Below are 14,357 nucleotides of genomic sequence, written 5' to 3' on the forward strand. Positions count from 1 at the left end.
GTCATGTCCGGGGACCGACGGCGGGCGGGAAAGAATCCGGCTCTCGCGCGCGAGGCGGATTCCCTGCGTGGCCTCGCCAATATACACAAGCTGAGTATATATCATTCAGACATTCCTGTGACACCTCGTGCCCGAGACGGTGCACGAGGCACGCCCGGTGCGCGCTCCCTGCCCGACAGCGTTCCGCGACCAGGCGTCGAGCAGCCATGCAGCACCACCCCGTCCCGCGACGCGCGACACCCCGACGATGACGTCGTTTCCCGGCGCCCACCCGCCTCGCCATTTCGCGCGCGACAGCAGCGGGACCTTCCTCGTCGCCTTCGCGGTCGCCCTGCCGGTCCTGCTCGGATCGGTGAGCGCAGCCGTCGAGTACAGCCGCCTGCTCTACCGCAAGAGCCAGTTGCAGAGCGCCGCCGATGCCGGGGTGCTGGCCGGCGCCAACATGCTCAAGCTCGCCAATGCGGACGAGGCCTCGGTGGCGAGCATCGCCCGGCAGACGATCGAGGCGCAGGCGCGGAGCCCGGCCGACCGCAGCAGCGGCATCGTGGTCACGGTCGGCGACCGGCGCAGCTCGGTATCGACGGTGATCGAGGAGACGGTGCCCTCGCTCATGGGCAAGCTGCTCAGCCTGCCCTCCACCACCCTGATCGTCCGGGCGACGGCGCAGCTCGTCGGCTCGGTCCGGCTGTGCCTGCTCGCCCTCGACCCCTCGGCCAAGGGCGCCTTCGACCTCGAGAAGAAGGCGCAGATCACCGCCGAGGGCTGTTCGCTCTACTCGAACTCCACCAGTCCGAGCGGCATCCAGGGCAGGGACAGCGCGACGGCCCGGGCGCTCTCGATCTGCTCGGCGGGCGGCTTCGACGGGGCGAAGGCCCTGTTCACCCCGGCGCCGATCACCGATTGCGCGCCGATCGGCGATCCGCTGAAGGACCGCCCGCTGCCGGCGCCGGACGTGAACTGCGTGATCCTGGGGCCGTGGGTCAACCCGCTCGCGAAGGCGCCCCCAGGCCCTCCCAACGTGGTGACGGGGATCGTCACCCTCGATCCCGGCACCTATTGCGGCGGCCTGCGCATCACCGAGACCGCGAATGTCCGGCTCCGCGCCGGGACCTACGTGATGAAGGACGGCCCGCTGATCGTCGACAAGAAGGCGAGCGTGTCGGGCGAGGGGGTCGGGTTCTTCTTCACCGGCGACAGGGGCGGGATGCTGTTCGACAAGGACACCACGGTCAGCCTCACCGCGCCGACGAGCGGCCTGATGGCCGGCCTGCTGATGGCCGAGAGCCGGACCGTCGCCAGTCCCGTCCCCGTCCCGATCGACACCGCCATCACGCCGCCGCCGCCTCCCCCGCCGGGCGGCGCCAAGGCGATGCGGGAATACCGCATCATCAGCGACAATGCCCGCACGATGCTGGGGACGATCTACCTGCCGGCGGGCCGGCTCGTCATCGACAGCAGCCGCCCGGTCGCCGACCAATCGGCCTATACGGTGATCGTGGCGCGGCAGGTCAACCTCTACGAGGGGCCGAACCTGACTCTCAACGCCAATTACGGCGCGACCTCGGTGCCGGTCCCGGACGGTGTCGGACCGAGATCGGGCCAGGCGGCGCTCCGGAACTGAACGCCGTCAGGAGATGCCCAGTCCCCGCACCAGGGCGATGCTGACGAGGAGGAGCACCGCCAGGGAGGCGGTGACCGCGAGCGTCACCCGGCCGCCGACCCGGGCCACCACCCGCACGTCGACGCCCAGCCCCAGAGCCGCCATGGCGATCACCGTGAGGATGCCGGCGACGCGCGTGAGCGGCGCGAGCGCCGCGTCGGGAACGAGGCCGAGCGAGCGGGCGGTGGCCAGCACCAGGAAGCCGAGGATGAACCACGGCACCAGCTTGAAGAAGCCGAGCCTCTTTCGCGCCCCGGCCGCCGCACCGGGCTCGTCGCGCAGGCGCGGGGCGAGCAGCGACAGGCCGAGCACCACGGGCCCGAGCATCAGCACCCGCACGAGCTTGACCAGCGTGCCGACCTGGGTGCTGACGAGGCTCACCGGCACGGTGGCGGCGAGCACCTGCGGCACCGCATAGACCGTGAGGCCGGCGAGCACGCCGTACTCGGTCGGGTTGGTGCCGAGCAGCGGAATCAGGAGCGGCAGGCCGAGCACCACCAGCACGCCCAGGATCGCCGTGAAGGCGATCGAGGAGGCGACGTCGTCGCCCTTCGCCCCGATCACCGGGGCCACCGCGGCGATGGCCGAGTTGCCGCAGATCGCGTTGCCGCAGGCGATCAGGATCGACATCCGGGCCGGCAGCCCGAGCAGGCGGCCGATGCCGTAGCTGGCGGCGAGCGCGATCACCACGGTGGCGACGATGCCGGTGAGCAGGGCCGGCCCCGAGGCGACGAGGGCCTTGAGACTGATCGAGGCGCCGAGCAGCATCACGGCGACCTCCAGGAGCTGCTTGGCGCTGAAGGCGATGCCGATGCGCCAGCGCGGCCCCGGCTCCCAGACCGAGCGGATCGCGATGCCGGCGAGGATCGCGATCACCAGCGCCTCGACATAGGGGTGGTGGACGAGGTGCTCCTCCGCCGCCTGGACCAGGCTCGCCGCCGCCGTGACGACGACGCAGAGGGTGAGGCCGGGCAGGACCGCGACGGCGGTCCGCCCCAACGTGTCAGGCCGCATCGCCGGGCATGCTCGTGAAGGAGGGAGGGCGCGGGCTCCCGCCGCGCGTCGCGGGAGGTCTCACGGACGGAAGCTCGTGCCGATGCCGGTCCGCGGCCTCTGGCCGAGCCAGAGCAGGACCAGGCCGAGGAGGACGGCGATCGGGGCCGCCGGCGAGAGGGTGAAGGGCAGGCCGAGGAGCTTCCACAGGGTCGGCTGCCCGCCCTCGGCCATCGCCTGGAGGTTCGCGGCCCGGTCCTTCATCAACGCCACCGCGACGTCGCTGACCGAGGTGACGAGCACCGCGTTGTTGGCGATCGAGCGGGCGCCGTCATAGACGATCCCGACGAAGCCGGCGGCGAGAAGCAGAAGGCCGAGGCTGCGGCACAGGAAGCGGATCATCCAGGGCTCCGGACCGCGCCCCGGGCGGGACGCACGCGACCTTGAGTAGAGAGAGCCCCCGGCCCGCGCAAGCTTGAGCGCGGCATCGTGGCAGGGTGTTCCGGGGTGGGTTGATCCCGGCCGCCCCCGCGTGCCACGGCGCTCACGACCGACAAGGTCAGCGGTCCGAGGAGATCGGCATGAACGGCAGGACGGGCGCACGGCCGGAACTGGTGATCTTCGATTGCGACGGCGTGCTGGTGGACAGCGAGCCGATCAGCCTCGCGCGCCTGACGGAGAACCTTCGGCGCATCGGCGTGCCGATCGACCTCGCCACGGTGGCCCGCCGCTTCACCGGCACCAGCATGACCTCGATCATGGCGCATGTCGCCGCCGATTACGGCGTGCCGACGCCCGAGGGCTTCGTCGACGCGGTGCGGGCCGACACCCTGCGGGCCTTCGATGCCGAGCTGCAGGCCATCGCCGGCGTGAGCGCGGTGCTGGCGACGATGCCCGACCGGCGCTGCGTCGCGTCGAGCAGCGACCCGCAGCGCCTGCGCCACGCGCTCTCGCTCACCGGGCTCCTGGACCACTTCGACGGCCACGTGTTCAGCGCCACCATGGTGGCGCGGGGCAAGCCGTTCCCGGACCTCTTTCTCTACGCCGCCGAGCAGATGGGGGTGGCGCCCGGGCGTTGCGTGGTGATCGAGGACAGCGTGCCGGGCGTCACCGCGGCGCGGGCCGCCGGCATGCCGGTGCTGGGCTTCTGCGGCGGCGGCCACTGGGCCCACGACCGGGCCGGAGCGGACCTTTTGGCCGCAGGGGCGCTCCGGGTCTTCGACGAATTCGCCACCCTGCCCCATCTTCTGGAAAACTGGGATCCGGTGGAGACCGGGGACGCCGCGTCCCGTTGAGGGACGGGGAGCCCTGGCACCGGTTTCGCATCGACTTGCCGCGCGCCCGGCCCTTGCGGGGCGGACGCGACCGGCCGAGATCCGCCCTGAAGACCGTTCCAGATTCCCGTCGCCCTGACCGAGCCAACCGGAGCCCGCCGTGAGACCAGCCCGCATCGTCGCCTTCTCGGGCAACGTCCGCCGCCCGTCCCGGACCCGCGTGCTGGTGGAGGCCGTCGCCGCCGAGCTCGCCCGCCGCCGTCCGATCGACCTGAAGGTCTACGACCTCGCCGAGATCGGCACCGGGCTCGGCGTCACATCCCGGCAGGCCCTGCCCCTACCGATCGGCCACATGATCGAGGCGATGGAGGGCGCCGACGGGCTGATCGTCGGCTCGCCGGTGCATAACGGCTCCTATTCGGGCCTGTTCAAGCACGTGATCGATTTCCTCGACCCCGCGTCGCTCGCCGGCAAGCCGGTGGCGATCACCGCGACCGGCGGCGGCCCGCGCCACGCCCTGATGGTCGAGCACCAGTTGCGCCCGCTCTTCGGTTTCTTCACCGCCCATGTGGCGCCGACCGCGGTCTATGCCGGCGAGGCGGAGATCGCGGACGGAGCGGTCAGCGATCCGCGGGTGGCCGAGCGGGTCGCGGCGGCGGCGGGCGAACTCGCCCATCTCCTCGACGTGGCGGAGGCGGCCAGGCGCGCCGGGGGCGGCCGGGCGGTGGCGGGGTTGTAGGATCACCGCGCGATCGACCGGGAGCCCTGTCCGATCTTCGTTGCACCACCGCCCACGACAGCGGCCTGACGCCGCGCGTCGCAACCGGCGCAGGCCTCTTCGCCGCGCCGCCCGACGCGGGTCCGGCCGTCGACGCCATCGGCAACCGTCCCGTCGGCGCCGGATTCACGCCGGTCTCGGCCATTCCCTCACATCGACGCGCGTGAGCGATGTCCGGCCGAGATCCCGGATCCATGCCGGCCAATCCCGGATCGTCGCGTGCGATCCCGAGACGTTCGATCGCCCCGCCGGGATATTTTGCCGCGACTTGATCCGACAGGCGATCCGGCCCATTCGCCAGCGTCGCCAAATTTCTTGCATCCTCGATTTCTCCGACACGATACTTCCAGAAATATTCATTGCATAAACATACCAATCACAGTCCCCGGACACCCATTCAGACAATGCGGTGCTGCGGCGCAGTACACCACAGATATCCGCGCTCTTCTTGCGAGATCCAGGGTCGGATATCGATTCTACGCGTTTAGGAGATTTTTCAGAACTAAAAAATATCGAAAGCTAGGATGGTAGCGCTTCCATTTTAATCAACACTGGTCTCCACGATCCTGGAACACATGCTCCGGCATCCTGCCTTTGCCCGTTTGATAGGCATATAAATCGCCCATTTGACGGATTTAGTCGGAAAATAAACTTTCGTTTAAGGTTCACTCAGCAAGGGTTCGTCCATAAGTCCAAGGGCAGGAAACATGCACCTCAACGTCTCGGTCCGCGTCCGGCTCGTCGCATCGCTGCTCGTCCTGCTCTCCCTGACGCTCGGCCTCGGCGGCTTTTGCCACTACCGCCTGAGCGAGCTGCGCGTCGCGGTCGGCGACCTCGGCGACACTGCGCTTCCGTCGTCCAGGATCGTCGGCCGGCTCGCCGCCAACTTCGAGGCCCTGCGCAGCCGTCAGCTCGCCTACCTGCTCTCCAGCCCGCAGCGCCGACCGCAATCGCTGGGCCGCCTGCGCGAGACCATGGCGAGCATCGAGATCGACCTGAAGGACTACGCGCCCCTCGTCAGCCCCGGCGAGGAGGCGCTCTGGCAGGCGATCCAGAAGACCGTTCCGGCCTATTCCAGGATGGGCGAGGAATACCTGCGCCGCCTGGAGGCAGGCGACGAGAAGGGCGGCTCGGAGTACCTCCTCGACGGCATGCTGCCGGCCCTCAACGCCGCCCGCGCCGCCATCAGGGCCGACGTTCAGTTCAACGACGCCTTCGGCCGCAAGGCCGCCGCGACGGCCAACGCGCTGGGTGACGACGCCCGCACCGCCATCGTCGTCGTGCTCGCGGTCGTCGTTGCCGTCACCCTGGCGATTTCCTGGATGGTGATCGCCACCGTATCCCGTCCCGTCCGGCACATGGCCGGCGTGATGCATCGGATCGCGATGGGCGACCTCGGCGCATCGGTGCCCGGCGCCGGCGAGCGCAGCGAGATCGGCGAGATGGCCGCCGCCGTCGAGGTGTTCAGGACCAACCTCGCCCGCACCCGCCAGCTCGAGGACGACGCGGCGCGCGCCCGCGCCTCGGCCGAGGAGCAGCGCAAGCGCGCGATCCGCGAGATGGCCGCCGGCTTCGAGGCTGCGGTCGGCGATGTCATCGGCATGGTCGCCGCCGCCGCGACCGAGCTGCAGGCCACCGCCGCCTCGATGAGCGGCACCGCCACGGAGACCGCCGTGCAATCGACGGCCGTGGCGGCGGCGGCCGAACAGGCCGCCTCGAACGTCGGCACCGTGGCGGTCGCCGCCGAAGAACTCGGCGCCTCGGTCCAGGAGATCGGCCGGCAGGTCGGCGGCTCGGCCGACCTGGCCCGGCGGGCGGTCATGGAGGCCGACCAGGCCGGCGCCCTGGTTCAGGAACTCAACGCCGCGGTCGCGCGGATCGGCGACGTGGCCGGCCTGATCTCGTCCATCGCCGATCAGACCAACCTTCTGGCCCTGAACGCCACGATCGAGGCGGCGCGGGCGGGAGCGGCCGGAAAGGGATTCGCCGTCGTGGCGGCCGAGGTGAAGGCGCTGGCCGGCCAGACCGCCACGGCGACGAGCGAGATCTCCAGCCAGATCGAGCGGATCCAGGCCTCGACCGGGCATGCGGTCGGCTCGATCCAGGGCATCACGGCGCGCATCCGCGAGATCGACGCGGTCGCGGCCTCGATCGCCGCGGCGGTGGAGCAGCAGGGCGCGGCAACGCAGGAGATCGCCCGCAACGTGAGCCAGGCGGCGATCGGCGCAAGCGAGGTGACCGGCAACATCACGGGCGTCGCGGGCGCGGCCGAGGAGACCGGGGCGGCCGCCGCCCAGGTTCTGGCGGCGTCCTCGGAGCTGTCGCGCCACTCCGAGCACCTGACCTCCGAGGTCGGCCGGTTTCTCGCGACCGTGCGTGCGGCCTGAGCAGACTTGCGTTGGCAGGCCAACGCTTCGCCCGCTTGGGTTTTTGTTGTGTCGCAGATTTTTCGCGCCGAACCGGCCACCACTTCGGCGAAATCTGCTTGGAGCACGTCGCGATCGCGCTGCAATCGCGACGCTCTCTCGATCTGTGATCCTGCCGCATTGTCCGCGACGAACCGGCATTCATTGCGCAGGACAATGCTCTGGAGTCTTTTTCGACGACGCGGATACCGGTTCTTCACGGACGAAGCGACAAAATGACGTTGGGGCAACATCAAGAACCTCGATCGCGGCGGGCACGGCCGCGTCGCGATCCGGGATATCGTCGCGACCCGCCTCGACCCTCGTCCGCGTGGCCGCCTCGCCCATGCGCGCCGCGGGACTCGTCCCTCGTTTGCCAGTGACGCCATGAGCCCGCCCCTCCTCACCCGCTGGCATGACCGGCTGCGCTCGACCCGGGCGTGGATCGGGCTCGGGATCCTGGCTCCCCTCGGCATGGTCGCGGTCTGCGCGGCCATGCTGCTCGATCTGCGCCGCGACGCCTGGGACAAGGCCGAGCGGACCTCGCAGAACCTGCTCCAGGTCATCGAGCGCGACGTCGATCGCAACGTCGAGATCATCGACCTGGCGCTCAGGAGCGTGATCGAGAGCCTCGCGCTGCCCGATCTCGAGCAGATCGCTCCCGAGCATCGCCAGCGCATCCTGTTCGACCGCGCCGTCAACGCCAAGGATCTCGGCGTCATGCTGGTCCTGGACGAGAACGGCGATGCGGCCTACGACGCGGCCAACTGGCCGGCGCGGCGCCTCAACAATGCCGGGCGCACCTATTTCCAGGCGCACAAGGCCGATCCCGCGCTCGGGCTGCACGTCAGCCAGCCGCTGATCTCGACTCTGACGGCAAAGCCGATCGTCGTGCTCAGCCGGCGGATCGACAAGCCCGACGGGTCGTTCGGCGGCGTGGTCCTCGGCAGCCTGTCCCTGTCCTATTTCGACCGCCTGTTCCAGCACATCAAGCTCGGGCGCGACGGCACGATCAACCTGTTCCACCAGGACGGCACCCGCATCGTGCGCCATCCCGTCCCCAACCCGGTCCTCGCCCCGAACTTCGCCGACTCGCCCAACGTCCAGCGCTTCCTGCGCGAGGAGCGCGGCAGCTTCATCGGCGTCACCCCGAGCGACGCGATCGAGCGCCTCTATACCTTCACCAAGGTCGGCGACACGCCGCTCTACCTGACGGTGGCGCTCTCGACGGACGAGATCGAGGCCGAGTGGCGCCGGAAGGCCCTGGTGATCGGCCTCCTCGTGCTCGCCCTGTGCGGGGTGGCGATCGGGCTGGCGCTGCTGGCCGGGCGGGAGCTGCGCCGGCGCGCCGCCGTCGAGGCGGAGCTGGCCCGGCTCTCGCGCACCGACGCGCTCACCGGCCTGCCCAACCGCCGCGCCTTCGAGGATGCGTTCGGACGGGTCTTCACCGAGGCCTGCCGCCGGGGCGATCCCGTCACCCTGCTGGTGATCGATGCCGATCACTTCAAGCGCTACAACGACCTGTACGGTCACGCCGTGGGCGACCGGGTGCTGCAGATGCTCGCGCGGGCCTTGTCGTCGGTCGCGCGCCGGCCGGGCGATCTGGTCGCCCGCATCGGCGGCGAGGAATTCGCGGTCCTGCTGCCCGGCACCGACGCCGAGGGCGCGGCCCACGTCGCGGAGCGCGTCCACGAGGCGGTCGCCGGACTGGTCGTCGAGGCGGACGGCGAGAGCGTCGGCCGGATCACGGTGAGCGTCGGCCTGGCCTTCGGCCTGCCGCGCGAGATCGGCACGCTCCCCGACCTGTTCTGCATGGCCGACGCCGCCCTGTACGAGGCCAAGGCGGCCGGGCGCAACCGGACCTGCTACGCGGTCATGACGGCGAGGGGCAGCCTGGCGGCGTAGGATCCCGCGGCCCACGCCCCCATCTCTCTCCTCAGCGGCCCGCTCCCGTCTCCCCTCCTGCCTGCAACCTCCGATAGGCCCGGCCGTAAGCCGCGTAGCCCGCCACGACCCGCGCCATCATCGCCCGCCGCTCCGCATCGAGGCGCGACAGGGCCCGGGCCGGCCGCCCGCCCCACAGCCAGCCCGATTCGAGCACCTGCCCGGGATCGGTGGCGCTGCCGGCGGCGAGCAGCACGTCGGCCTCCACCACCGTGCCGGGGCTCAGCCGTGCGCCCATGCCGATGAGGCAGTTCGGGCCGATGCGGCCATCGCCCGCGGTCACGTTGTGGCCGAGCGTGGTGTCGCGCTCGATCACCAGGCCGTCGGCCCTCGCGTGGATCGCGCAATTGTCCTGCACGTTCACGTTCGCCCCGATCACGATCGGCCCGACCGCGGCATCGAGGATGCAGGAGAAGAACACGCTCGCCCCCGGTGCCAGGGCGACCCGGCCGTGCAGCCGGGCGGTGCGGGCGACGAAGACCGCGGGATCGGGCGCGAAATCGTCGCCGGACCCGACGGCCGGCTCGCTCGCCGCCGCCTCGCGCAGGCGCTCGGCGCGCTCGGCCAGCTCGCCCGGTTCGAGGCGGCGCAGGGGCCGTGCCGGGCTGCCGGCGCAGACGAAGCCCGACGGCAGGGTCGTGCGGGGAAACACCGTGCTGCCGGCCTCCAGCAGAACCCCGTCCTCGATCAGGGAGCCGTCGAGGACGACGCACTCGTCCTCGATCACGCAATCGTCGCCGACCGTGCAGGCATGCACCACCGCGTCGCGCCCGACCGTGACCCGGTCGCCGACGATGCACGGGTACATCTCGGCGGCGATGTGCAGGGTCGAGCGGGCGCCGAGCCAGAACCGGTCGCCCACCACCACGTCGTGCCCGTCGGCGCGGATCACCGAGTCGTCGCCGAGCCAGGCCTGCGCGCCGAGGCTCGCCCGCCCGATCACCGCGCTGCCGCGGCCGCACCAGACCGGCCGGGCCGCGAAGGTCGGCTCGGTGTCGTCGAAGGGGAGGAGGAGGTCGGGGGTCATGGGGCGTTCCTCCATCGGGCCGGTCGCTCGAGCCCGCGACATTGCCGCCGTTCCGCCGCCGCCGCCAGCCCCGGATCCCGGCGCCGATCCTTCATGCTAGAACCCCACTCTTTCCTTCGTCCGGACCCGCCATGACCCCTCGCCTCTCGATCCAGTCCGAGCCCTTCGACGTCGCGGCGGAGATCGCCGCCCTCACGGCGGAGCTCGGCGGGCGGGCGGGCGCCATCGTGAGCTTCACCGGCCTGTGCCGCGACGAGGGCGGCCGGCTCGCCGCCCTGGAGCTCGAGCATTACCCCGGCATGGCCGAGGCCGAGATCGGCCGCGTGCTCGCGCAGGCCGCGGAGCGCTGGCCGCTGCAGGGGGTGCTGGCGATCCACCGCCACGGCCTCGTCCGTCCGGGCGAGGGCATCGTCCTGGTGCTGGCGGCCTCCGCCCATCGGACGGCCGCCTTCGAGGCCGCGAGCTTCCTGATGGACTACCTCAAGACCCGCGCGCCGTTCTGGAAGCGCGAACACCACGCCGACGGCACGATCGGCGGCTGGGTCGAGGCGACCGAGCACGATGCGGCGGCGGCGGCGCGGTGGTGAGGGTGTGAAACGGGGATTACGGAGAATTCGAGCGATCGGACAGAGGAATCGCTGACGGGCCTGCGGCACGATCGCGGTCATGCTCCGCGACCACAGACACCCCGACCCTTTGCCGTTCGACCCGCTGAGCGCGCGCAGCCTCGCGATGGCCTGCGCGCTCATCGGGCTCGTCACCCTCCTCCTCTCCGAGCGGCCGACGCCCGGGGGGTGCTCCTCGCCTGGGCCGGCCTGATCGGCTGGGTGCTGCTGCGCGTCTTCGGCCGCCGCCCGGCGCAGCCGGCGCGCCGCAAGATCCGCCCGCGGCCCGAACCGGTCATCGAGATCGTCGAGGTCCAGGAATGGGCGCCCCGGCGCCCCGAGCCGGTGCTGGCCCTCCCCAAGCCGATCCTCGCCCCCCAGGCCCCGGAGGGGACGACGGGCTGGAAGACCAGCACGCATCCCGCCGTGCTCGCCAACGTGCGGCGCCGGCGCGAGGGGGGCTAGGGCATCGTCCGACGGAGCGGAGGCCGGCTCGTCGACGAAAACGCTGCCCGATCAAGGACCTGGGGAGCCTCGCGATCGCCCCGCGATCCTGGAGCCTCCCGGCCGCGGGCGACGGCCCGTCGCCGAACCGCCGCGGGCGGCTATCTGTCCTGCTCGGCGGCCCTGCGAGCGCCGTCGGCGGAGAGATCGTCGGACATGCCCGTTCTTCCATCCCAGGACATCGCCAAGGGAGCTCCCCTGACCGGCGGGGCGAGCGCCCGCTCCCTCGTGCTCGCCGGCATCGGGGTGGTGTCGTTCACCGCCGTCCTGCTGCTGGCCTGGCACTCGGCCGACACGCTGCTCCTGATCTTCGCCGGCATCCTCTGCGCGGTCTTCCTCGACGGGCTCACGCATTACCTCGGCCGCGTCGTCCCCCTCGGGCACGGGTCGCGGCTGGCGATCGTGAGCGTGCTGCTCGCCAGCCTGGTGCTCGGCATGGTCGGGCTCGGCGGCGCGACGGTCGCGGGGCAGGCGCAGCGCCTCGGCCAGACGCTGCAGCAGCAATCCGGCACGGTGAAATCCTGGCTCGACGCCCGCGGGATCGACACCCGCTTCCTCGATTTCGGCAAGCTGAAGGACGCGGCCTCGCAAGGACCCGGCGACATGCAGGACGGGCGGCGGACCTTGCCCACGGCCGGCGGGCTGCCGAGCCCGGGTACGCTGCTGTCGGGCGCCGGCAGCGTGCTCGGCCAGGCCTCGACGGTGGCGCTCGCGGTGTTCGGCGCCATCGGCAACGTGTTCATCGTGGTGGTGCTCGGCCTGTTCGTGGCGGCCGATCCCCGGACCTACCGCGACGGGCTGCTGCGCTTCGTGCCCTCGCGCCACCGGACGCACGCGGCCTCGGTCGCCGACGACATCGGCATCACCTTGCGCCACTGGCTGTTCGGCCAGCTCGTCGTGATGGCGGCGATCTTCGTCTGCGTCTGGCTCGGGCTGACGCTGGTCGGCATCGACGGGGCCCTGGTGCTGGGGCTCCAGGCCGGCCTCCTCTGCTTCATCCCGACCATCGGGGCGCTCGTCGCCGGCATCATCATCGTGCTGGCCTCCCTCGCCTCGGGGCTGCAGGGGGTGATCGCCGGGATGTGCGTCTACCTGCTGGTGCAGACGCTGGAGAGCTACGTGCTGACGCCCTTCGTGCAGAAGCGGGCCCTCGACATCCCGCCCGCCACCCTGTTCGCCGGCCAGATCCTGCTCGGCGTGCTGTTCGGCCTCTGGGGCGTCGCCCTGGCGCTGCCCCTGATGGCGGTCGCCAAGGTGCTGCTCGACCGGCTCTACATCGAGGATACGCTGGGGGAGGATGCGGGCTGAGGGCGCCCTCCCCCGGGGCCCGTGTCAGGCGCTCTGCGGCTTCGTCACCTTGGCCTCGATCGCGTCCCAGACCGGAACCGCGAGGTCGGGGCCGCCGAGGCGCTTGATCGCCCGGATGCCGGTCGGCGAGGTGACGTTGATCTCGGTCAGGTTGCCGTCGATCACGTCGATGCCGACCAGGATCAGGCCGCGGCGGCGCAGCTCGGGGCCGATCGCCGCGCAGATCTCCTGCTCGCGCGGGGTCAGCGCCGTGGCCCCACCCGTGCCGCCCCGCACCATGTTGGAGCGGATGTCGTTGGCCGCCGGCACCCGGTTGACGGCGCCCAGCGGCTCGCCGTCGACCAGGATGATGCGCTTGTCGCCCTCGGTGATCCGCGGCAGGAAGCGCTGCACCACCCAGGGCTCGCGGAAGGTGACCGAGAACAGGTCGAACATCGAGCCGAAATTCGGGTCCTCGGGCAGCACCCGCAGCACGGCCGCGCCGCCATGCCCGTGCAGCGGCTTCATCACCACGGCGCCGTGCTCGGCCCGGAACTCCTCGATCTCCTGCTTGTCGCGGGTGATCAGAGTCGGGGGCATCAGCTCCGGATAGGCGGTGACGAACAGCTTCTCGGGGGCGTTGCGCACCTCGAACGGGTTGTTCACCACCAGCGTCCGCGGGTGGATGCGCTCGAGCATGTGGGTCGCCGTGATGTAGGCGAGGTCGAAGGGCGGGTCCTGGCGCATCAGCACCACGTCGACCTCCGCCAGGTCGATCCGCTCCTGGGCGCCGAGATGGGCGTGATCGCCCTCGACGTCCTGCACCCGCAGGGGCTCGACCCGGGCGGTGACGCGCCCGTCGCGCATCGAGAGCCGGTCGGGCGTGTAGTGCAGCAGCGTGTGGCCGCGGCTCTGCGCCTCCAGCAGCAGGGCGAAGGTGGTGTCGCCGGCGATGCGGATCGCCTGGATCGGGTCCATCTGGACCGCGACGGTAAGGGCCATGTCGGGAATCTCTCCGGTCGCCCGGGTTATCGGGCGGCCCGCGCCCGATGGCAACGGCCGTGGCGGAAGGGAGGCCCCGCGCGAGGATCGCGGCGGGGCCTCAAGTCGGGGAGGAAACGCCCATGAGCGTCCCGGACGTTCTCGCAAGCCTCGTGCCAGAACAGGCGCGAAAGCCTCCGGCTCCGGTCAGGCGCCGCCCTGGGGATCCTTGCTCTCGGGATCCTTGCTGTCCGGGTCCTGGCCCGGCCAGTCGACGATGCGGTCCGGCAGTTCGTCGGTCTCGAACTCCTCCTCGGTGCCGCTGACCTTGCCGCGGACGGAGATGCCGGCCTCGTGCACGGTGCGGCGGGTGCCGGAGACCAGCGGATGCCACCAGGGCAGGTCGCGCCCGTCCCGCACCAGGCGGTAGCCGCAGGTCGGCGGCAGCCAGGGCAGGGCGCGCACCGCCTCGGGCGTCAGCCGGACGCAATCGGGCACCTTGCGCTGGCGCCGCGGGTAGTCGCGGCAGCGGCAGGTGCCGGCATCGAGCAGCGTGCAGCCGATATCGGTGTAGTGGATCTCGCCCGAATCCTCGTCCTCGAGCTTGAGGAGGCAGCAGCGGCCGCAGCCGTCGCACAGGCTCTCCCACTCCTCGGGGCTCAGGGCCTCCAGGGTCTTCTCGCGCCAGAACGGGGTCGCCGCCTTGAGGGAGGCGGGCGGGCGCGGGGGGGTGAGGCGGGCTTTGGCCACGGCTGCTCAAGGCCTTCGAGGCGCCGGATCGACGGCGCGGAGGGGATAATCGGGGATGGAGGATGCCCTCCTGTGCCGCGCCCGGGCCTCGAGAGCAAGCGGAGCCTGTCGCGCCTGCGCAATCCTGCGACGTCGTGTCGGCGCGCCAG

At 71.3% G+C, this 14,357-nt stretch carries 13 protein-coding genes; 8 read left to right on the forward strand and 5 right to left on the reverse strand.

Features of this window, described 5'->3' with window-relative positions; genetic code table 11:
• Positions 1 to 247: 247 nt before the first annotated feature.
• A complete protein-coding gene (locus F1D61_RS02275; RefSeq protein ID WP_203156342.1) occupies positions 248 to 1,621 on the forward strand; it encodes a TadE/TadG family type IV pilus assembly protein in 1,374 nt (457 codons plus the stop codon).
• Between the two features lie 6 nt (positions 1,622 to 1,627).
• Here the strand turns inward: F1D61_RS02275 and F1D61_RS02280 are convergent, their stop codons facing one another.
• Both F1D61_RS02280 and F1D61_RS02285 read right to left on the reverse strand, forming a co-directional pair.
• Entirely contained in the window at positions 1,628 to 2,674 is a 1,047-nt protein-coding gene (locus tag F1D61_RS02280; protein WP_203156343.1) for a YeiH family protein, read from the reverse strand.
• Between the two features lie 60 nt (positions 2,675 to 2,734).
• Positions 2,735 to 3,055, reverse strand: a complete 321-nt coding sequence (locus F1D61_RS02285; protein WP_203156344.1) for a PetM family of cytochrome b6f complex subunit 7 — start codon at positions 3,053 to 3,055, stop codon at positions 2,735 to 2,737.
• Positions 3,056 to 3,234: 179 nt separating this feature from the next.
• Here F1D61_RS02285 and F1D61_RS02290 point away from each other — a divergent pair, with 179 nt between their 5' ends.
• From F1D61_RS02290 to F1D61_RS02305, 4 genes are all read left to right on the forward strand, one after another.
• Positions 3,235 to 3,948, forward strand: a complete 714-nt coding sequence (locus tag F1D61_RS02290; protein WP_203156345.1) for an HAD family hydrolase — start codon at positions 3,235 to 3,237, stop codon at positions 3,946 to 3,948.
• Between the two features lie 139 nt (positions 3,949 to 4,087).
• Positions 4,088 to 4,666 carry an FMN reductase gene (gene msuE / locus F1D61_RS02295; protein WP_203156346.1) on the forward strand — a complete coding sequence of 193 codons (579 nt, stop codon included), beginning with the start codon at positions 4,088 to 4,090 and terminating at the stop codon, positions 4,664 to 4,666.
• 746 nt (positions 4,667 to 5,412) lie between these two features.
• Positions 5,413 to 7,092, forward strand: coding sequence for a methyl-accepting chemotaxis protein (locus F1D61_RS02300; protein ID WP_203156347.1), 1,680 nt, complete (start codon positions 5,413 to 5,415; stop codon positions 7,090 to 7,092).
• Between the two features lie 405 nt (positions 7,093 to 7,497).
• Positions 7,498 to 9,015, forward strand: coding sequence for a sensor domain-containing diguanylate cyclase (locus F1D61_RS02305; protein WP_203156348.1), 1,518 nt, complete (start codon positions 7,498 to 7,500; stop codon positions 9,013 to 9,015).
• 31 nt (positions 9,016 to 9,046) lie between these two features.
• Here the strand turns inward: F1D61_RS02305 and F1D61_RS02310 are convergent, their stop codons facing one another.
• Entirely contained in the window at positions 9,047 to 10,081 is a 1,035-nt protein-coding gene (locus F1D61_RS02310) for a gamma carbonic anhydrase family protein (RefSeq protein WP_203156349.1), read from the reverse strand.
• Positions 10,082 to 10,212: 131 nt separating this feature from the next.
• On the opposite strand from F1D61_RS02310, the gene F1D61_RS02315 reads away from it, so the two are divergent.
• From F1D61_RS02315 to F1D61_RS02325, 3 genes are all read left to right on the forward strand, one after another.
• Positions 10,213 to 10,668, forward strand: coding sequence for a molybdenum cofactor biosynthesis protein MoaE (locus tag F1D61_RS02315; RefSeq protein WP_203156350.1), 456 nt, complete (start codon positions 10,213 to 10,215; stop codon positions 10,666 to 10,668).
• Between the two features lie 207 nt (positions 10,669 to 10,875).
• The gene (locus tag F1D61_RS02320; protein WP_203156351.1) at positions 10,876 to 11,151 is read left to right on the forward strand and encodes a hypothetical protein; all 276 of its coding nucleotides are present in this window, start codon (positions 10,876 to 10,878) and stop codon (positions 11,149 to 11,151) included.
• A 195-nt stretch (positions 11,152 to 11,346) separates the two neighbouring features.
• The gene (locus F1D61_RS02325) at positions 11,347 to 12,498 is read left to right on the forward strand and encodes an AI-2E family transporter (RefSeq protein WP_203156352.1); all 1,152 of its coding nucleotides are present in this window, start codon (positions 11,347 to 11,349) and stop codon (positions 12,496 to 12,498) included.
• A 24-nt stretch (positions 12,499 to 12,522) separates the two neighbouring features.
• Here the strand turns inward: F1D61_RS02325 and gshB are convergent, their stop codons facing one another.
• Both gshB and F1D61_RS02335 read right to left on the reverse strand, forming a co-directional pair.
• Positions 12,523 to 13,479: a glutathione synthase gene (gene gshB, locus F1D61_RS02330; RefSeq protein WP_203156353.1), complete on the reverse strand. Its 957-nt coding sequence runs from the start codon at positions 13,477 to 13,479 to the stop codon at positions 12,523 to 12,525.
• Positions 13,480 to 13,665: 186 nt separating this feature from the next.
• The gene (locus tag F1D61_RS02335) at positions 13,666 to 14,208 is read right to left on the reverse strand and encodes a YcgN family cysteine cluster protein (protein WP_203156354.1); all 543 of its coding nucleotides are present in this window, start codon (positions 14,206 to 14,208) and stop codon (positions 13,666 to 13,668) included.
• Positions 14,209 to 14,357 lie beyond the last annotated feature (149 nt).

The sequence above is a fragment of the Methylobacterium aquaticum genome (assembly GCF_016804325.1).
Taxonomy (GTDB): Bacteria; Pseudomonadota; Alphaproteobacteria; order Rhizobiales; family Beijerinckiaceae; genus Methylobacterium; species Methylobacterium aquaticum_C.